At 67.9% G+C, this 19,139-nt stretch carries 17 protein-coding genes; 10 read left to right on the forward strand and 7 right to left on the reverse strand.

All coding sequences use genetic code 11. The annotated features are described in order from the left end of the window. Nucleotides 1-30: 30 nt before the first annotated feature. Nucleotides 31-1,428: an MFS transporter gene (locus CK505_RS07500; protein ID WP_017831831.1), complete on the reverse strand. Its 1,398-nt coding sequence runs from the start codon at nucleotides 1,426-1,428 to the stop codon at nucleotides 31-33. Nucleotides 1,429-1,605: 177 nt separating this feature from the next. Here CK505_RS07500 and CK505_RS07505 point away from each other — a divergent pair, with 177 nt between their 5' ends. Then, nucleotides 1,606-2,520, forward strand: coding sequence for a LysR family transcriptional regulator (locus CK505_RS07505; protein WP_095650662.1), 915 nt, complete (start codon nucleotides 1,606-1,608; stop codon nucleotides 2,518-2,520). A 33-nt stretch (nucleotides 2,521-2,553) separates the two neighbouring features. Here CK505_RS07505 and CK505_RS07510 read toward each other — a convergent pair whose 3' ends face one another. Together CK505_RS07510 and CK505_RS07515 are read right to left on the reverse strand one after the other, a co-directional pair. Beyond that, nucleotides 2,554-3,435, reverse strand: a complete 882-nt coding sequence (locus CK505_RS07510; protein WP_095650663.1) for an NAD(P)-dependent oxidoreductase — start codon at nucleotides 3,433-3,435, stop codon at nucleotides 2,554-2,556. Then, nucleotides 3,432-4,820, reverse strand: a complete 1,389-nt coding sequence (locus CK505_RS07515) for a four-carbon acid sugar kinase family protein (RefSeq protein WP_095650664.1) — start codon at nucleotides 4,818-4,820, stop codon at nucleotides 3,432-3,434. Before CK505_RS07515 ends, CK505_RS07510 begins: the two co-directional genes overlap by 4 nt. Nucleotides 4,821-5,078: 258 nt before the next feature. Here CK505_RS07515 and CK505_RS07520 point away from each other — a divergent pair, with 258 nt between their 5' ends. The 4 genes from CK505_RS07520 (at nucleotide 5,079) to CK505_RS07535 (ending at nucleotide 8,983) form a co-directional block, all read left to right on the forward strand. Then, entirely contained in the window at nucleotides 5,079-5,798 is a 720-nt protein-coding gene (locus CK505_RS07520; RefSeq protein WP_017831835.1) for a FadR/GntR family transcriptional regulator, read from the forward strand. A gap of 26 nt (nucleotides 5,799-5,824) precedes the next feature. Then, complete coding sequence (locus CK505_RS07525; protein ID WP_095650665.1) at nucleotides 5,825-6,685, forward strand: class II fructose-bisphosphate aldolase; 861 nt, start codon at nucleotides 5,825-5,827, stop codon at nucleotides 6,683-6,685. A gap of 122 nt (nucleotides 6,686-6,807) precedes the next feature. Next, nucleotides 6,808-7,884: an aldo/keto reductase gene (locus CK505_RS07530; RefSeq protein WP_095650666.1), complete on the forward strand. Its 1,077-nt coding sequence runs from the start codon at nucleotides 6,808-6,810 to the stop codon at nucleotides 7,882-7,884. Between the two features lie 94 nt (nucleotides 7,885-7,978). After that, complete coding sequence (locus CK505_RS07535; protein ID WP_095650733.1) at nucleotides 7,979-8,983, forward strand: CPBP family intramembrane glutamic endopeptidase; 1,005 nt, start codon at nucleotides 7,979-7,981, stop codon at nucleotides 8,981-8,983. Between the two features lie 66 nt (nucleotides 8,984-9,049). Here CK505_RS07535 and CK505_RS07540 read toward each other — a convergent pair whose 3' ends face one another. Both CK505_RS07540 and CK505_RS07545 read right to left on the reverse strand, forming a co-directional pair. After that, nucleotides 9,050-9,349, reverse strand: coding sequence for a hypothetical protein (locus CK505_RS07540; protein ID WP_095650667.1), 300 nt, complete (start codon nucleotides 9,347-9,349; stop codon nucleotides 9,050-9,052). Nucleotides 9,350-9,472: 123 nt separating this feature from the next. Then, a complete protein-coding gene (locus CK505_RS07545) occupies nucleotides 9,473-11,029 on the reverse strand; it encodes an LTA synthase family protein (protein WP_176475303.1) in 1,557 nt (518 codons plus the stop codon). 305 nt (nucleotides 11,030-11,334) lie between these two features. Here CK505_RS07545 and CK505_RS07550 point away from each other — a divergent pair, with 305 nt between their 5' ends. The 3 genes from CK505_RS07550 to CK505_RS18165 all read left to right on the forward strand — a co-directional run bounded on the left by CK505_RS07550 (nucleotide 11,335) and on the right by CK505_RS18165 (nucleotide 15,004). After that, entirely contained in the window at nucleotides 11,335-12,441 is a 1,107-nt protein-coding gene (locus tag CK505_RS07550) for a zinc-binding dehydrogenase (RefSeq protein WP_176475304.1), read from the forward strand. Between the two features lie 65 nt (nucleotides 12,442-12,506). Next, entirely contained in the window at nucleotides 12,507-13,448 is a 942-nt protein-coding gene (locus CK505_RS07555; RefSeq protein WP_255250909.1) for an HNH endonuclease, read from the forward strand. Between the two features lie 146 nt (nucleotides 13,449-13,594). Continuing rightward, on the forward strand, nucleotides 13,595-15,004 hold the full coding sequence (locus tag CK505_RS18165) for a lysylphosphatidylglycerol synthase domain-containing protein (protein ID WP_176475305.1): 1,410 nt from the start codon (nucleotides 13,595-13,597) through the stop codon (nucleotides 15,002-15,004). A gap of 604 nt (nucleotides 15,005-15,608) precedes the next feature. Here the strand turns inward: CK505_RS18165 and CK505_RS07560 are convergent. Both CK505_RS07560 and CK505_RS07565 read right to left on the reverse strand, forming a co-directional pair. Continuing rightward, on the reverse strand, nucleotides 15,609-16,067 hold the full coding sequence (locus CK505_RS07560) for a transposase (RefSeq protein WP_176475306.1): 459 nt from the start codon (nucleotides 16,065-16,067) through the stop codon (nucleotides 15,609-15,611). Nucleotides 16,068-16,073: 6 nt separating this feature from the next. Beyond that, the gene (locus CK505_RS07565) at nucleotides 16,074-16,433 is read right to left on the reverse strand and encodes a hypothetical protein (RefSeq protein ID WP_141246790.1); all 360 of its coding nucleotides are present in this window, start codon (nucleotides 16,431-16,433) and stop codon (nucleotides 16,074-16,076) included. A 293-nt stretch (nucleotides 16,434-16,726) separates the two neighbouring features. Here CK505_RS07565 and CK505_RS07570 point away from each other — a divergent pair, with 293 nt between their 5' ends. Together CK505_RS07570 and CK505_RS07575 are read left to right on the forward strand one after the other, a co-directional pair. Then, on the forward strand, nucleotides 16,727-18,007 hold the full coding sequence (locus CK505_RS07570; protein ID WP_095650673.1) for an MFS transporter: 1,281 nt from the start codon (nucleotides 16,727-16,729) through the stop codon (nucleotides 18,005-18,007). A gap of 14 nt (nucleotides 18,008-18,021) precedes the next feature. Next, nucleotides 18,022-19,137: an NAD(P)-dependent alcohol dehydrogenase gene (locus CK505_RS07575; protein WP_095650674.1), complete on the forward strand. Its 1,116-nt coding sequence runs from the start codon at nucleotides 18,022-18,024 to the stop codon at nucleotides 19,135-19,137. Nucleotides 19,138-19,139 lie beyond the last annotated feature (2 nt).

Here is a 19,139-nt window from a genome sequence, read left to right on the forward strand (position 1 = left end):
CTGGGCGCGGGTGGGTGCGGAGGTCGGGGATCAGGAGGTCCGGTCCTCGGCGGACTTCTCCTCGGAGAGCCGGCGCCGGTCCTCGGCGTCGATGTCCTGCAGGGAGATGCCCTTGGTCTCGCGCAGCGTCCACACCGCGAAGAGGGTGATGAGACAGGCGATGGCGATGTAGATCGCGATCGGCACCCAGGAGTTGAACTCGCGCAGCAGGGCGGTGGCGATGATCGGGGCCAGCGAGCCGGCCACGATCGAGGTCACCTGGTAGCCCAGGGAGACGCCCGAGTAGCGCATCCGGGTGGGGAACATCTCGGCCATGATGGCCGGCTGCCCGGCGTACATGAGCGCGTGGATCATCAGGCCGATGGTGATGGCCGCCAGGATGATGAAGCTGTTGTCCGTGTTGAACATCGGGAAGGCGATGAACGCCCAGAAGATACCGAGGAAGGCGCCCGCGGCGTACATCGGGCGGCGGCCCACCCTGTCGGTGGCCCGGCCGACGAGCGGCACGCAGATCGCGTGGATCACGTGGGCGATCAGCAGCAGGAGCAGGATCCGGCTGGTGTCCACGTCACGCTGGGTGGACAGGTAGGTGATCGAGAAGGTGACCACCACGTAGTAGAGGATGTTCTCGGCGAAGCGCAGGCCCATGGCGCCGAAGACGCCGCGGGGGTAGCGGCGGAAGACCTCGCCCACGCCGTAGGCGGCGGACTTCTCCTCGCGGACCTCCTGCTGGGCCTCCTTGAAGATCGCGGCGTCCGTCACGTGGGTGCGGATGTAGTAGCCGATGGCCACGATGACGATCGAGAGCCAGAAGCCCACGCGCCAGCCCCAGGAGAGGAAGGCCTCCTCGGAGAGGGTGAAGGACAGGGTGAGCAGCACGACGGTGGCCAGCAGGTTGCCCAGCGGCACGGCGGCCTGCGGCCAGCTGGACCAGAAGCCGCGCTCCTTGTTGGGGGAGTGCTCGGCCACGAGCAGGACCGCGCCGCCCCACTCGCCGCCCACCGCGAAGCCCTGCACGAAGCGCAGCACCACCAGCATGGCGGGGGCCCAGTAGCCGACCTGCTCGAAGCCGGGCAGGCAGCCCATGAGGAAGGTGGCGGCGCCGACCATGACGATCGAGATCTGCAGCAGGTGCTTGCGCCCGTACTTGTCGCCGAAGTGGCCGAAGACGATGCCGCCCAGCGGGCGGGCGATGAAGCCGACCGCGTAGATCAGGAACGCCTTGAGGATGCCGTCCAGCGGGTTGCCGGTGTCCACGAAGAAGAGCTGGCCGAAGACCAGGGTGGACGCGGTGGCGAAGAGGAAGAACTCGTACCACTCCACGACCGTGCCGGCCATCGAGGCCGCCACGACCTTCTTCAGCCCGCCCCGGTTCTCGGGGGAGTCGTTCGGGTCCGCCGACGCGGCGACCCTGTCCTCGGTGCTCATGTGGTTCTCCTCCTGCTGGGGAAACGGTGACGGTGGTCACAATGTTTGCCTACAGTGTGCGGATATGTGGTGCGCTTCACAATGACCATGCGCTCGCGGCGCCTGTGCAAAAATGCACATGCCGCCCGGTCGTGTGCGTTCCCCCGGGCCGGTCCAGCCCCCGGGAGGAGAAGCCCCTTGTCGCACGGTGCCGACGACCTCCTGCTGCTGCTCGCGGTGGTCCGCCACGGCTCCTACGCCGGCGCCGCCGCGGACCTCGGGCTCAGTCACACGACCGTGTCGCGGCGGATGGCGGCGCTCGAGAAGACCGTGGGCGCCCGGCTGCTCGTGCGCACCGGGGAGATGTGGGAGCCCAGCGAGCTGGGCCGGAAGTTCGTGGCCGCCGGCGAGGAGATCGAGGCGGCGCTGGGCTCCCTCCCGCTCGGCGCGGGCGGGCGCGGCAGCACCATCAACGGCGTGGTGCGGGCGCTGGCCCCGGACGGCTTCGGCGGCGTGGTGATGGGCGCGGCCATGCGGCGGCTCATCGAGGAGCACCCCGGGGTGCGGCTGGAGATGATCAACGCGGCACGGCGGGCGCAGACGAATCCGGTGGGCATCGACCTGGAGGTGGTCGTCGGGCGCCCGGAGGTCTCCCGCAAGGAGGCCTTCCACCTGGCCGACTACTCCCTGGGCGTCTACGCCTCCCAGGACTACCTGGCCGCCCACCCGGCCATCCGCACGCCCGACCAGGTGCAGGAGCACCCGCTCATCTACTTCGTGGACTCCATGCAGGACGTCGCGGAGCTGGACATCCCGCGCCGGCGGTTCCCGCGGATGCGCCAGGGCGTGGGCGCGACGTCCTCCGTGGTGCACGTGGAGCTCACCCGGGCGGGCGCCGGGGTCGGGCTGCTGCCCTGCTATCTCGCCGAGCGGGCCGAGGACCTGGTCCGGCTCTTCCCCCAGGAGCTGTGGTTCCCCGTGGAGTACTGGGTGGTCTCCCGCGCCGACCTGCTGCGCCGGCCCGCCGTGCGGGCGGTCATGACCGCGATCCGCGCGGCCGTGGCCGACATGAAGGACGAGCTCATCGCCGCCCCGGCGGCGGACACGGACTGAACCGCGCCGTCCGCCGTCCCCGCGGGGTGCTTCCTACCGGGAGCGGAGGATGTCGAAGACCGAGGAGTCGTCGTGCCGGCCGTGGCCCTCGCGGCGGCCGCGCACGTAGAGCTGCTCGGCCGCGGAGGCCAGCGGCACCGGCTGGGCGACCGCCCGGGCGGCGTCGGTGACCAGACCCATGTCCTTGACGAAGATGTCCAGGGCGGAGCGGACCTCGGCCTGCTCGCCCTGCAGCATCCGCGGCCCGCGGTCCTCGAACATGAAGGACGTGGCGGCCCCGGTCGAGAGGACCTCCAGGCACTGCGCCGGGTCCAGGCCCATGGAGTCCGCCAGGGCCAGCGCCTCGCCCGCCACGGCGATGTGCACCCCGCACAGCAGCTGGTTGACCACCTTGAACCGCTGCCCGTCGCCCACCCGGGGGCCGACGAGCGGGGCGTTGGCGGCCATCGCGTCCAGCAGCGGCCGGACCGCGGCGACGTCCTGGTCCGCGCCGCCGACCATCACGAGCAGGTCCCCGGTGGCGGCGCGCGCCGTGCCGCCGGACACCGGGGCGTCGACGACCCGCCGGACACCGCGGCCCTCGAGGCCCTGCGCGGCGGACTCCACGGCCTGGGGGCCGACGGTCGCCATCACGAGCAGAACCGTGTCCGGGTCCAGGGCGTCGGCGATGCCGCGCTCGCCGAACAGGACGTCGTGCAGCTGCGCCCCGGTCGCGACCATGACGACGACGACGTCGGCCCCCGCCGCCGCCTGCCGGGGATCGGCCAGCAGCTCCAGGGCGTCGCCCACGACCTCCCCGGCGCGGGGGGAGACGTCGAAGCCGCGGACGGGGAAGCCGGTGCGGGCCAGCGTGAGGGCCATGGGGGCGCCCATGGCGCCCAGTCCCAGGAAGCCGACGGACAGGGGTGTGCTCATGACGGGTTCTCCTGGGAGTCAGAGGTGCGGGTGTGTGCGGCGGCCCGGTCGAGGACCTCCACGACGTCGGCGAGGGCGCTCTCGGTGCCCACGTTGCCGGGGAAGACCACATAGGGCCCGCCCCGGGTGGTGTCCGGGGCGTCGGTGGGCTGGAACATGGAGATCTGGCCGGGGAAGAACTGGCCGGCCACGGTGGCCCGGCGGATGCCGAGACCGCGGTGGGCCACCTCGTGGGAGGTGATCCCGCCCTTGGCCACGACCCACGCCGGGCGGGCCTGCGCCACCCCGTGCACGACCTCCACGAGCGCGTCGGAGACCGACCGGGCGATGGCCAGCGACTCGTCGGGGTCCTCCGTGCGCACGAGCTCGCGGCTCGTCCACACCACCGCGTCGCGGCTCCCCAGCGCCTCGGTGATCCGCGCGACGGCGTCGGCCACGTAGCCGGGGCGGGCGTCGTCGTCGAGCAGGGTGGGCACGTGGAGCTCGACCTCGAAGAGGTCGCGGCGGGTCCGCAGCTCGGCGAGCTGGCGGTTGGTGAGCCCCACGTGGGAGCCGACGGCCACGATTCCGTGCGGGAGGCGCCCGGGGCCCACCACGATGTCCTCGGGGCCGAGCTCGCGCGAGCCGGTCAGCCCGGCCAGGGGGCGCACGAAGGACGGGCCGCACCGGGTGACGAACGTGCGGCCCTCGGCCTCGAGGACGGCGAGGGCCTGCGCCACGGTGTCGAGGTCCGCGTACTCCGTGGCATTGACGACCACCCAGGCCCGGTCCCGGGCCCGGCGCAGAATGCCCGCGACCGCGTCCACGCCCCCGGAGCGGATGTCCGTCAGGCCGATGGAGAGGATCGCGTCCCGGTCCAGCGTCCCGCCGGAGCGCTCCACGAGGAAGTCCTTGAGGTCGGAGGAGGAGTAGCCGAAGGTGGCGTCCGCGGCGAAGTCGGTCTCCCCCACGGGCATCGGGCGGCCCTGCAGGACCGCGTAGTGGACGTCGTCCTCGGTGTAGCGGCCGGCCTCGAGCATGGCCGGGGCGAGGAGGAACCCGTCGACCGCCACCCCGTGCCGGGCCAGGACGTCGGCGAGGGTCGTGGGCTCGGCGATGACGTGCCCGCGCAGCGTGGAGTCGCTGCGGGAGACGAGGTGGGGCAGGGGCAGGTGCTCGGCGGCGAGGGCCTCCAGCACCGCGGAGACGAGCTCGGTGTTGATCGCCACGGCCTCGGCCTCGGGCCGGGCCCGGCTGTTGGTGAGCACGAAGCAGGTGCGCCCGGGGTGCCGGACGACGTCCAGCACGGGGGCGGGGTCGAGCTCGAGGACGACGTCGACGTCGTGGACGCACTGGGAGCCGGTCGGGTCGTCGTCGAGCACGAGCAGGGTCCGGGGAACGGTCATGCGGGGACTTCCTCTCGGGGAGCGGTCAGGACGGTCCTCAGGTCCCGGTCGGTTCCAAACCGACACTCCACCTGTAAGATGTCAGACATGCTATGTGTCGTGGGACACGTGGTCAACGGCAGGAATGCCGCGCGCGGCCGGGGGAGTCGTCCCTTGACAGCTCGGACATCTGACATTCCCTGGTTGATAGGATCCCCTGTCACGGGCGGAGCACGCAGGAGCTGCCCTCCGCCGTCCACCTCACCGCAGAGGAGCACCATGGCCCGCCCGTCCCTGGTCGACCAGGTCGCCGACGCCCTCCTCGACCGGATCGTCGCCGGGGACCTCCCCCCGGGCTCGGTGGTGCCCGGCGAGATCGACCTCAGCGCGGAGCACCAGGTCAGCCGCATGACGGTGCGGGAGGCGGTCAGGACCCTGGGCGCCCAGCGCATCCTTCGCGTGGAGCGCGGACGCGGGACCTTCGTGAACCCCGTGTCCCAGTGGGCGTCCCTGGACGCGGTCATCCGGGCGGTCTCCGAGGGGCAGGACGACGCGGCGGCCGCCGTGCAGCTGATCGAGCTGCGCCGGTTCCTGGAGACCGGCGCCTGCGAGCTGGCGGCCGGACGGCTGTCCGCCGCCGAGCTGGCCGGGCTGGCCCGGGACGCCGACGCCATGGAGGACGCCCACCGCGCCCAGGACGTGGCGGCCTTCGTGCGCGCCGACCTGCGCTTCCACGAGCGGATCCTGCAGGCCTCCGGCAACGTGTTCATCGCCGTCCTGTTCGCACCGCTGCACAGGGTGCTGGAGGAGCGGCGGGCCCAGACCTCCCGGGTGCCCGAGATCCAGGCCCACGCCATCGCCGAGCACCGCAGGATCGTCGCCGCCCTGGGCTCCGCCGACCCCGTGCGGGCCCGGCAGGCCATGGACGAGCACATGCAGCAGACGCTCGCCGACCTGAAGACCTACGTGCTCGGGGACCTCTCCCCGGCCGACCGCTGAACCACACCTGACGAAGGACTGTGCCCGTGCGCGCCAACCTGCTCGACGTCGTCACCTCCGCCCTCGACGCCCGCACCGCCGTGCCGGCGCTGAGCACCTACGACTTCACCACGGCCCAGGCCGTGGTGGCCGCCAGCGAGCGCGCGGACCGCCCCGTGATCCTCCTGGTCCCGCAGAAGGCGGCCGCCGGGACCGGCGGCCGGCGCCTCGTCACCGCCCTGCGCCACCTGGCCGACGACGCCGCCACCCCCGTGTGCGTGCAGCTGGACCACGCCGTCGACCTGGGGCTCGTCGAGCAGGCCGTGGCGGCCGGCGCCGACGCCGTCCTGGCCGACGGCTCCGCCCTGCCCCACGCCGAGAACGCCGCGTTCGTCGCCCGCGCCCGCGAGCTGGCGGGCCCCGGCGTGGTGGTCGAGGCGGAGCTCGGCGGCCTCCCCGGCGACGAGGACACGGCCCGGACCTCCGCGGCCGGCGGCATGACCGATCCCGATGCGGTCCCCTCCTTCCTGGCCGCGTCCGGGGCGGACCTGCTGGCCGTGAACGTGGGCAACGTGCACGGGCACTACCAGGGCACCCCGCGCCTGCACTGGAGCCGCCTCGAGCAGATCTGCGAGGCCGCCGACCGCACCCCCCTCGTGCTGCACGGCGCCTCCGGGATCCCCGAGACCATGCTGGTCCGCGCGCCCCTGGCGGGCATCGGCAAGATCAACATCAACACGGAGCTGCGCTCGGCGGTCCTCGCCGCCCTGGCGGACCGGCTCGAGGAGCGCCGGCACGAGGGCCTGGACCTCTGGGCGCTGCTGGGCGACTGGACCGGGGCGGTGCGCGAGTTCACCGCGCTGGCCCACGCGCTGACCACCGCCGAGGCCCGCTCCAGGAATTCCTGAGCGCCGGTCCGTCGTTGTCGCCTACCGTGCCCCGGGGCCCGGTCCGCCGGCCGCCTCCGGAGCGCCGGCAGGCACCACCAGCACGCACCACCAGCACCGATCACGACCAGAGGAGTTCCCCCATGGAGTACACCCGACTCGGCAGTTCCGGCCTCTACGTCTCCCGGCTGGCCCTGGGCACCATCCCCTTCGGCTCCGGCGGAGGGTTCGAGAAGATCGCGGGCCTCGGCCCGGACGAGGCCCGCCGCCAGGTCGACGAGGCCCTGGATCGCGGCGTGAACTTCATCGACACCGCCAACCTGTACTCCGCCGGGGACTCGGAGCGCGTCCTGGGCGAGATCCTCGGGAACAAGCGGGACGACGTGGTCCTCACCTCCAAAGCGCGGACCCCCACCGGGGACGGCCCGAACGACGGCGGCGCCAGCCGCCTCCACCTCACCCGCGCGGTCGAGGACAGCCTCGAGCGGCTGCGGACCGACCACCTCGACCTGCTCTACATCCACCAGTGGGACGGGCAGACCCCGATCACCGAGACCATCGCCACCGCCGACGAGCTGATCCGGGCCGGGAAGATCCGGTACTGGGGCGTGTCCAACTACAACGGGTGGCAGCTGGCCAAGACGGTCTACGAGGCCCGGGCCGCGGGGCTGCAGGGCCCGATCGCGCACCAGGCGTACTACACGCCGGAGGCCCGGGAGATCGAGTACGAGATCGTACCGGCCGCCCGGGACCTCGGGATCGCGACCTTCGGGTGGAGCCCGCTGGGCGAGGGGCTGCTCAACGGCAGGGTCCGCCGCGGCGCCGAGACCCCGGCCGACACCCGCCAGGGCACCGGCTGGCCGGAGCCCCACGTGGTGGACCGGGGCCGCGCCTACGACCTGATCGAGCTCTTCGACGAGATCGCCGGGGAGCTCGGCTGGACGATCCCCCAGGTGGTGATCTCCTGGATCCTGGGCCGCCCGGGCATCGACGGCACCGTGATCGCCGCGCGCAGGTTCGAGCACCTCACGGAGGACCTCGACGCCGCCGAGCTGACGCTGCCGCAGGAGGCCCGGGACCGCATCACCACGGCGTCCCAGCTGCCCGCCTACTACCCGCTCTGGCACCGGCTGCTCAACGGCCAGGACCGGCCCGAGCCCGCGGAGGCGGAGTTCTACGCCGAGCAGCGGGGCCACGTCCTCGGGGAGGATCAGGCCTGATCCCGGGGCGGTCCCCAGGTCCACGGTGATGGGCCCCTCCGGCGTCCACCTCCGGGTGGATTCCCCGGGACGGCCCGAGAACTACCCTGTGGACATGACCTCGCACCCTCCGCCCCGGCCGGCGCCCTGGCAGACCGGTGCCCCGTCCGCCCGCCCGGGCGGTGGGCCTCCGGTTCCGCGGTCCGGCGGTCCGACGACCGCGGCGCCGCTCACCCACTCGGAGTTCTACCGCACGCCCCGCAACCGCTGGTGGAAGGGCCTGGTCAGCATCCTGACCGTGAGCGCGGCGATCCTGCTGATCTCGGTCGTGGTGTCCTTCGGCGCCGTGGCGATCGAGCTCCTGCGGGGCACCATGAGCACGGAGGAGCTCGCGAGCGGACAGATCGGGATGACCCCGGTCCTGCTGCTGGCCACCAACCTGGCGCTGATCGCCTCGGCCGCCGTCGCGGTGGTCCTGCACCGGTACCTGCACCGGCAGCCGGTCGGCACCCTGCACGCGGTGGAGGGTCGCTTCCGGTGGGGCTGGCTGGGGCGGGCGGCCGTCGTCGTCGTCCCGCTGTTCGTGGGCTACGCGGCGGTGGTGGCGCTCCTCGAGGCCCCGGGGCCGCTGGTCCTGGACGCCACCGCGTGGGCCTTCCTCGCGATCGTCCTGCTGACCACGCCCCTGCAGGCGGCGGCCGAGGAGTACATGTTCCGCGGGGTGATCCAGCGCGCGGCGGGCTCGTGGGTCTCCGGGGCGATCCCGTCCCTCCTGCTCGGCACCCTCGTGAGCGCGGCGGCCTTCTCGATCGCGCACTTCGCCTCGGACGGGTGGCTCATCGCGTACTACTTCGTCTTCGGGGTCGCGATGTCGCTGCTGACCCACTTCACGGGCGGGCTCGAGGCGGCCTCGCTCGTGCACGCGGCGAACAACGTGGTGCTGTTCCTGGTGTCCACGCTGACGGGGCAGATGGGCGAGGCGGTCGACCGCTCCGCCGGCGTGGGCGGCCCGTTCATGCTCGCGCCGATGCTCGTCATCGCCGCCGTCGCGGCCGTGCTGATCCTGCTCGGCCGGAGGCGGGGGCTGCAGCGCCGGGCCGTGCCGCCGGCGACCGCCTGAGGCCGCGCCGCGGCCGCGGACGGGCAGGACCGGTGGACGATGCCCACCGGTCCCGGTGCGGGGGACTCAGAGCTCGCGGTCCTCCACGACGTCGAGGTCGCGGAACGTCGGCTCCCCGTCCATGAGCTCGCGCATCTTCCCTGCGTACTCCTGGGTCTGCGGGAGCTCGGAGTTCTCCATGGCGGACTCGTAGGAGTCGAAGGAGACGATCTCGTAGTAGCGGCTCGGGTCCTTGCGGTCCTGCGTCAGCAGGACGCGGCGGGCCGTGCGGTTGCCCTGCGAGGCCCGCTCCCACTCCGCGACGACCTCGGCCACCTCCTCCGGCCGCGAGGTGGTGTATTCGATCAGCTGGATGAAGGCCATCATGCACGCTCCTTGGAATGCGACCCCTCCCGGGCCACCAGTCTAGGCCGGGGCGGGCGGGCCACCCAGGGCCGCGGACAGATGACGGAGCGGGATTCCGCCGCCGGGCGAGGGGGCCGGGCAGCGCTACTCGGCGGCGGTCTCGCCGGCCCAGGCCTCCGCGTAGAACGGCGCGGAGCGCGAGTCCAGCAGCTCGGCGTAGAGCTCCGGCTCCATGGCCTGCGCCGAGTCCTCCGGGACCGTCGGGGCGAACGCGGACACGCCCAGCCCGGCCGCCCGGTCCTGCAGGGTCAGGCCGGCGGCCTCCAGGAGCGTGGGGTACATGCTCAGCTGGTCCACCCCGGGGCGCGGCGCCTTGGTCGTGTCCGCACCCGGGACCCAGATCCGGTTGAAGATGGTGCGGTTCTCGTGGTGGTCCAGCTGCTCGTGGAAGGCGTCGCCGGCGCTCATGTGCTTGAGGTGGTCGCCCATGATCACCACGGCGGTGTCCTCGAGGTAGCCCTGCTCCTCCATGTGCTGGACGAAACCGGCCACCTGGGTCATGGAGCAGAAGAACGCGGAGGTGACCTCGTTCTGCGTGTCCACGGTGCAGTAGTCGTAGATGTGCACCGGCTCGTGGGTGTCCAGCGTCAGCACGGAGAGGTTGAACGGCCGGCCGGTCTGCTCCGCCTCGGCGTGCAGCTCGTCGATCTCGTCCGCGGCGTGGGCCATGAGGCGTCCGTCGCTCAGGCCCCAGTCGCCGCGGAAGCTCTCCTCCGGTTCGCCGGCGGCGCGCCAGTCGGAGAGGTCCTTGACCTCCTCATAGCCGTGGCTGCTCAGGAAGGTGTCCTTCGCGGCGAAGGAGGCGTTGGCGCCGCCCAGGAAGACGCTGCGGTAGCCGTGCTCGTCCAGGACGTCGCCCAGGCAGGTGGTGCCGCCCAGGTAGGTCTCGACGTCACCGCCGAGCTCGTTGAGGGCGCCGCTGTCCGCGGCGGAGCCCATGCCCTTCAGCGGGATGCCGCACTGCGTGGCGGTGAGACCGGCCATGGTCCAGCCCCCGCCCCGATACTGCTGGAAGTCCGCCACGCTCTGCCAGCCGTCAGAGGCCGCGGTGACCTCCTTGAGCGGAGCGAACGCATCCTTCTCGAAGTGCTCGTCGTTGGCGAGGGTCTGCTCGCCGGACTCGAGGTAGATCAGCACCAGGTTGCGCCGGTCCTGGTCGCCGGTGACGGCCGGCGCCGTGTAGTAGTCGCCGAGGTCGTACTCGGAGTTCCCCGCCCTGATGTAGTCCCGCACGCCCACCGTGGTGGCGAAGGCCGTGGTGCCGCCGATGACCAGCGTGCCCACCAGGGCGGTGGTGAGGGTGCGCATGATCCACCGGGTGCGGCGAGGGCGCAGGTCGTGGCCGTGGTGGTGGCGCCTGCGGCGCCGGACGTGCTGCCACAGGGCGATCCCGGCGGTGAGGAGCAGGGGCACCACGCCGATCCCCAGGATGCCCATCCAGACGATGGCTCCGCCCCCGCCGTCCATCTCCACGGAGACGAGGTTCAGGAGCATCTGGCCCACGGAGATCTCGCCCCAGTAGTACCGGATGCCAGCGGCGGCGATGAGCAGCGCGAGCCCTGCCCAGATGAGGACGTAGACCAGGACGTGTCCCAGAACAGCGCCGACCCGGCGGATCACGTGAAGATTTCGATCAGACATGGCACCACCTCGCGTTCCAGGTGCGCGCGTGGTCGCCGAACGCCCTTGACATCAAACCGTTCTCGGGTGCATAGAACCCTAGTACCGATTCGTAACCTGTTCAACAGTGATTCACCTGGGAATGCGGAACAGTTCACCTCCGCATGCACCGCACGGCCCTCGACATGGTGCCGAGCACCTGGTGAATTCCGACGGCCCCCCGGCGCAGGACCGGGGCATCGCACCACCTTCGCGGAGGGGAGATCCGGCGGAGCAGGAGGTACCGTGAACGGCGTCACACCCGTGCACCGATACCGGAGGTCGTCGTGAAGATTCGTGGAGCCGTCCTGGAGACCATGGAGGCCTCCGCCCCGTACGCCGAGTCGCAGCCGCTGCGCGTCGAGGAGCTCGAGCTCGGCGAGCCCGGGCCCACCGAGCTGCGGGTGCGGATCACGGCCGCCGGGGTGTGCCACTCCGACCTGTCCGTGGTCAACGGCAACCGGCCGCGGCCCCTGCCGATGCTGCTGGGGCACGAGGCGGCGGGCGTCGTGGAGCACGTGGGTGCGGAGGTCCCCGACCTGGCCGTGGGCCAGCACGTGGTGATGGCGTTCCTGCCGCGCTGCGGCGAGTGCGCCGCCTGCAAGACCGAGGGCCTGCTGCCGTGCACGGTCGGCTCGAAGGCCAACGCCTCCGGCACCCTCATCGAGGGCTCGATGCACCTGCGCTCCGAGACCCGCGGGAACGTCTACCACCACCTGGGGGTCTCCGGGTTCGCCACCCACGCCGTGGTGGACCGGCGCTCCGTGGTGCCCGTGGGCGAGGACGTCCCGGCCGCGATCGCGGCCGTCATGGGCTGCGCGGTGCTCACCGGGGGAGGGGCCGTCATCAACGCGGCGCAGGCCGTTCCCGACGACGCCGTGGCCGTGGTCGGTCTCGGCGGCGTGGGACTCGCCGCGGTGCTGGTCGCCAAGGCCGTGGGCTGCCGCCGGGTGATCGCCGTGGACGCGCTGGCCGAGAAGCTGGAGCTGGCGAAGGAGTTCGGCGCGGACGAGGCGCTCACCCCGGACGAGCTCGTGGCGCTCGAGGACAAGCCGCGCGTGGTCATCGAGGCCGCCGGGCACCCGCGCGCGTTCGAGACCGCGTTCAACGCCACGGCCGTGGGCGGGGTGACGGTGACCGTGGGCCTGCCGGCACCGGGGGCGATGTCCCAGATCGAGCCGCTGAAGATCACCGCCGAGGCCCGCCAGATCATCGGCAGCTACCTCGGCTCCGCCGTGCCGGCGGTGGACATCCCCAAGTACGAGCAGATGTGGCGGGACGGCCGGCTGCCCCTGGAGAAGCTGATCACCTCCCACATCACCCTGGACCAGATCAACGAGGCGATGGACGAGCTGGACGCGGGCCGGGCGGTGCGGCAGGTGATCGATTTTTGAGGTCGTAGAACAGACGCGCCGGTCCGATGCGTAGTCTCAAAGCGCAGTCTCCATAGAATGGTGCCGTGGCCAGCAAAAAGCATTTCACCTACGACGACGAACTGCGATTACGACACGACGCGATGCGCTGGTTGGCTATGCGGACTGACGACGGACTTCGAACTCTCCATAATGACGACATAGCGGATTTCTCTTTTGATGGATTGCCAATTCGATTGAAGGATCGGCAGAAAGGCATCTGGAAACCACGTCAAGCAGAAGCGGCTTTGTCAATAATGACTGCCTATACCGCGCCAGGAAAACGACGCCCCTATGAAGATGCTGAGGGGGCTGACGGGCATTTACGTTACAAATGGCGTGGAGACGACCCATTTCACCCCGATAATAGGGCTTTGAGAAAAGCTTTTGAACTAAGACTGCCTTTAATCTGGTTCATTGGAATCAAACCAAGTATTTATCAGGTTCTTTTTCCCGTATACCTTTTGGCGGAGGAAGAGAAAGAGCAACAGTTTGTCGTGCTTGTGGATGACGCGCAGCGAGTTTTTGAAGACGCTCCAATTTTGTACGACGGACCTTCGCTGGGTCAAATTCAGAAGCGATACGCTCAACGCATGGCGCAACAACGCCTTCACCAGCCGGTATTCCGATCAATGGTGATGGAAGCTTATGAGAATCGCTGCGCCATCTGCGCGCTTAATCACATAGAACTATTAGACGCTGCGCATATCATCCCAGACGCTAATGAGCGCGGCATTGCCTCCGTCCAAAATGGTCTTTCATTATGCAAAATTCACCACTCAGCATTTGATAAGAAGATGCTCGGTATTCGTCCTGATTATGTCGTAGAAATACGACCTGATATTTTACTTGAAAAGGACGGGCCGATGCTCCGTTATGGTCTCCAAGAGCGGCATGGGAAACGGTTGATGGCATACCCCTCTAGGCCGTCACAGCGACCCTCAAGAATTCACTTGGAGGAAGCGTTTGAGGCCTATCGCGCTGCGTAGCATGTGCGAAATCGAGAGTGGCAACGGTTTGTTCTCAAAATCAAGCCGAATACTGGACATATCTTGACCGATGAATAATGTGTCAAATTAACATCTTATGTCCATTTTTATCAGTCAAATCTCTTATTGGAAGGACATCATGCAAAATGCCGAATTCTGCTGACAGTATGTCAAGTGATGGCATGCAGGCTGCAAAATCCGATTTTTTGAAATCATTGAGTGCGCATGTGGGCGTCTCTTTCATGTTTTTTACTGTAATCCCTGCAACATTGATGCTGTTTGATCCGTCATTCTTGAAGCTATTTGACCCGGTGGCACCTCAGCGCTGGTTGGCAGAACTTCCTGCAGACCTCATCGCTGCCTACAGAGAATGGGCACTATCGCCTCAAATGGCGTTCACAGTTCTTGCGATTCTTGCGGCGGTGGTCATCTCCTTAAGTCTTGGCATGCCCGCTGAGCCAACTAACATCTTCAACTATGAGCGAGCAATTTTCAATTATCAAGTTAAGGTTTTCCTACTAAATGCTTGCGGATTGCTATCCTCATTTGTAGTTCTGCTAGTGGCTGCTCATTGGATGACTGCAAAAGATGATTCGGCTACGGGGTCTGTCGAGTATATGCTCGCTATATTTGTCTCATTGATTATTCTTTTGCTCACTATAGTTCGAGTTCGTCGTGAAGATCTCGAGGTGGCTAACATGACTCGGATACTGGGCAAGACAGTAAAAAACCTGGAAAAATCCATTTCTCGATGGGAAAGCAGATGGAAGAATTCCATGCTGGCTGAAAACTGTCTTTCGCGCACTCCCCGGAAAAGTCTTCCGACGCACCTTGTGAAAATTTTTCTTTTATGTGTAGGAGTGTGGGTGGCGGATGCATTAGCTATTTATTTTGTTTGGCTGGGCTATGGCCGGAACATCCCTGATCTTAGCGCCTATGCTGGATTTCAATGGTCCGTCCTTGTATTCGTGGTTCCGATGGTCGGAATTTCCCTCGCAGTTGATTATTGGCGAAACTATCCGGTCGAAATGGATGGTTCTATGTCGCCCATATTGAAGTCAGTTAACATCATTGGAATGTTGTTTATTCTGCTAGTTTGCCTCTTGTCGGTCGTCGTTCCGTTCAGTTTCATTTATGGTCAGATAGTCGCACTTAATGGCGAAATCCTGCCTAATGTCACATGGCTCGTCCCCTTTTTATTTGCATGCATGATGGCCCCTGCTTTTTTTGTGTACGGCCCACGTCTTCGCTTTAGTATTTGGCACATTTTGCATGATGCTTTTTGGGATTATGAGGAAGGGCTGGAACTTCGCCGTCGCGCAAGAATTCGCAAATCCATAGAGGCAATTCAGCAAGACTTGGAAATCGGTCGAGTTCCGCCTCAAGGGGACGGATTGCCATTTCCCACGGAAAATGTAGGCGGCAATGCTTTGGTCACGAGTGAGAAAGGTTTAATTTTCAGTAGGGCGGCTGCTGTTTTAGGCCTGATGGGAGGGGCATCTCTGACTTTCGCATCCGTATGGCTATCACTGCGTAAGAATGGGCCGAGAGCTTAGTGCTATGCAGTTGTAACTCTGCAAAAATGACATGTCTCGATAGTTGGTTCGTTCCTTCTAAATGCAACAACTCTATGCAGTCGGCATAATTTCACCTATCCGACTTTTAGTGACATGTTTAGAAATTGGAATCGGTAATTCTTCTAGGTGTCGGCCAGTTGTGTAATCCCACTCTTTATAGATGAGCATGAGTAGGTGGATTTCTCCACGACCGGTGTGTCCCGCCGTCGCGCAGGGGGAGGGGCGTAGCCCATAGCGGTCTAAGTTCCGGAACCCTCAGGCCACGCGGCGCATCGTCTCAATCACGCCGTTGTTCGCTTCGTGGGCCTATTCGAGGCGCTGGCGGTGTCGAAGTAGGCGAGGATCGCGGCCCTTCAGCGGCGCAGAGTCCCGTCCAGCCGGGCGATGTCCGGCTTCGGGCAAGCTGGGAATTCGCTCAAGATTTCGGCGACGATCCGGCGTCCCTCCTCCGGGCGGACGTGGTAGACGGCTCGTAATTTCGGGTATCAGGGCCAGGCTATGGCCAGCTCGTGGTGCGACTCCCTGATCGCCAAGACCTTGCGTGCAGGCGGGCAACCTGCCCGAGGGTGAGGTGTACGCCCGATCAGTAGGGTGCGCCGAATGCCGTAGAGCGGGTCGCCGGCCCGGCCGATATGCCCCATGGTGTCCTGCTGCACCCGGCGGAGGACCTCGTCGACAGCAGCCAGTCGAGTTCTATCCCGTGGAAGGAGCGGAGCACGGTGATTGCCTCGCGTAGCTCGTCGCGGATTGCGTTGGTGTACCCGTGGCAAGGGTCGAGCGTCGCCGTGCGGATCCCTACCGTGAATGCGGTCCCATGCTTGACCAACCAGTCGCCGTAGGCGGCTCCGGTGCGGCCCGACGCCAAATCCAACAGTCTGGCTCGGGGCCGGCCTTCTTCATTGCGGGTGTGGGCCATGATCCCGTTGCCGCGCGCACCCACGTGGCGCCACTCGTGCTCGTCGACGCCGATGCTGTCCACCCCGGTCAGCCGTTCCTTGGCGGCCACCTGGGTCTCGATGACCGGAACGATGGCGTCCCACACGGCGATTCAGGCAACGCCTAGCATCTCGGCCAGCGCCGAGACCGCAATGTCGTAGGAACGCAGTAAGGCCACGGCCCAGGCGATCGCCCGGATATTGAGTTTCGCCCGCTGGGCAGCCAAATCGTGGACCTCGCTGAATGTCAACGCCTCGCAGGCTTCCTCGCGGCGCCGGTGGATTGCCTTGTGCCACATCACCTGGACCGACGCTGCGGCAGACGGCAGGTCGTGGAGCAGAACCTTCCGCCGGTCGTGGCTGGTCCCGAGCGCCCCGTAGGACGGGCGCCCGGCTATCGACGGCACGGTCTCGACGGCCAGAGTGCACAATCGCCGACCTCGTTCGACGGCGAGCACGTGGAGGTCGGGCAAGTCAAAGAGCGTACAGGCAGGCGGGCACATAGCATGTCGAGGTTTTCGAGGACGGTCAGATTCAGCACCCCCGTTCTGGAGGTCGCGACCTCTAACTGGTCCCCGTGACGTATCCGGGCAGAACTGCTCACCCATGCTCATGTGTGCAGGAGCGCAAAAGTATCAGTGTTCACCATATTAATCAGCTAGTGGCCCGCGTCACACCTCCGTAGCGTTGAGGACATCGCGCACCGGACGACCGCTCTTCAGCTCGCCAGGTGCCTCCCGCTTGGTGTCCACGAAGGAGTACCCGCATGTTCGGCATGCCCCGCCGCCTGCTCTTCGGCTATCTCGCCCTCGCCATCTTCATGACCGGTGATGGTTTTGAGCTCACGTTCCTGTCCCGCTTCCTCGTCGAGAACGGCTTCACGCCCACCCAGGCCGGCCTCGTCTTCACCGTCTACGGCCTGGTGGTCGCCATCTCGGCCTGGACCACCGGCGTGCTCGCCGAGGTTGTCGGCGCCAAGCGCCTGATGGTCCTCGGCGGCGTGCTCTGGATGGTGCTGCACGTCCTGTTCCTCACCGTGGGGCTGGAGAGCGTGGTCGGGACGATCCTGATCTACGCCCTGCGCGGGGTCGCCTATCCGCTGTTCATGTACTCCTTCGTGGTGCTCATCGCGCAGTCGGTGCACCCCAGCCGCCTGGCCTCGGCCATGGGCTGGTTCTGGGCGTCCTTCTCGCTGGGCATCGGGGTGATGGGCGCCTACGTGCCCAGCCTCCTGGTCCCCGTCATCGGTGAGTACGCCACCCTCTGGGCGTCCCTGCCCTTCGTGGCGGCCGGCACCCTGATGTGCGCCTTCCTGGTCCCCGGCGCCCCGCCGGAGACCGACCTCTCCCAGAAGCTGCACGGCGCCGAGCGCACCCGCGAGCTGCTGCGCGGGGTGACCATCCTGGTGGAGAACCGGCAGATCGCCCTCTCCGTGGTCATCCGGGTGCTGTGCAACCTCACGCTCTACGCGTTCCCCATGATGATGCCGCTGTACCTGACCACCGGTGAGATCGGCGGGCAGTCCTGGTTCACCCTGCCCGAGTGGATGATGCTCTGGGCGATCATGAACACCATCACCATCGGCGCCAACATCGTCTGGGGCCGGCTCGGCGACCGCTACGGCTGGATGCGCCAGATGCGCTGGTTCGGCTTCGGCGGCATGGCCCTCGCGGTCCTCGCCTTCGCCTACGTCCCGGTGTGGTTCGGCCCCAGCTTCCCGGCGATGGTCGGTGCCGCCGTGCTCTTCGCCCTGTCCGTCACCGCGTTCGTCCCGATGGGCGCCATCTTCCCGGCCCTGGCCCCCGAGCACCGCGGCGCGGCGATCTCCGCCCACAACCTCGCCTCGGGGCTGACCACGTTCCTCGGCCCCGGCATCGCCACCCTGCTGCTGCCCGTCCTCGGCCCGATCGGGGTGTGCTGGGTCTTCGCGGCCCTGATGCTCCTCGGCACCCTCACCACCTTCTTCATCCACCCGCCCCAGCCCGGTATCACCACCGAGGACGGCCGGATGCTCCCGCGCCGCGATCGCCTCGCCATGGCCGCCTGAAAGGACCTGAGATCATGAACCCCACCACGCTCACCACCCTGAACCCCACGACCACCGCCGCGAAGTCCCCGAGCACCCAGGAGAGCACCATGGACGCCGTCGTCCTCGAACGCCAGCACGAGATCCAGGTCCGGCCCGTCCCGGGGCTGCGCCCGGTGGGCCCCGGCGAGGTGCGCATCGGCGTGCACACCGTGGGCATCTGCGGCAGCGACGTCCACTACTTCACGCACGGGCGGATCGGGCCCTACGTCGTCGAGAACCCCATGGTCCTCGGCCACGAGGCCTCCGGCACGGTGCTGGAGGTGGGGGAGGGCGTCGATCACCTGGCCGTGGGGGACCGGGTCTGCATGGAGCCCGGCATCCCCAACCCGCGCTCCCGGGCCGCGCGCCTGGGCATGTACAACGTGGACCCGGACGTGCAGTTCTGGGCTACGCCCCCGGTGGACGGCTGCCTGCAGCCCGAGATCATCCACCCCGCCGACTTCACCTACAAGCTCCCCGAGCAGCTCTCGCTGGAGGAGGGCGCCCTGATCGAGCCCTTCGCCGTGGCGGTGCACGCGGTGACCAAGGCCGGTCTGGCGCCGGGCGACGTCGTGGTGGTGGTGGGCGCCGGCACCATCGGGGTGCTCACCGCGATCGCGGCCGCCGCGAGCGGGGCGTCCCGGGTGTACATCTCGGACGTGGCACCCGAGAAGTTCGCCAAGATCGAGGCCTACCCGACCATCCACGCCGTGGACGTCTCCCGCCAGGACCTCGGCGAGGCCGTGCGGGAGGCCACCGACGGCTGGGGCGCGGACGTGGTCTTCGAGGCCAGCGGCAGTCCGCACGTCTTCGGGAACCTGTGGGAGATCCCCGCGCCCGGCGGGACCGTGGTCCTGGTCGGCATCCCCGTGGACCCGGTGCCGCTGGACGTCGCCGCCGCCCAGGCCCGGGAGCTGCGGATCGAGACCGTGTTCCGCTACGCCAACTCGTACCAGCGGGCCATTGAGCTCGCCGCGTCCCCGGCCGTGGACCTGGGCGCCCTGATCAGCGCCACCTATCCGTTCGCCGACGCCGTGGCCGCGTTCGAGCGCGGCGCCGAGGGCCGGCCCACCGACACGAAGATCCAGATTCGCGTGGCCGGGGCCTGACC

The organism is Kocuria sp. WN036, assembly GCF_002287015.1.
GTDB lineage: Bacteria > Actinomycetota > Actinomycetes > Actinomycetales > Micrococcaceae > Kocuria > Kocuria rosea.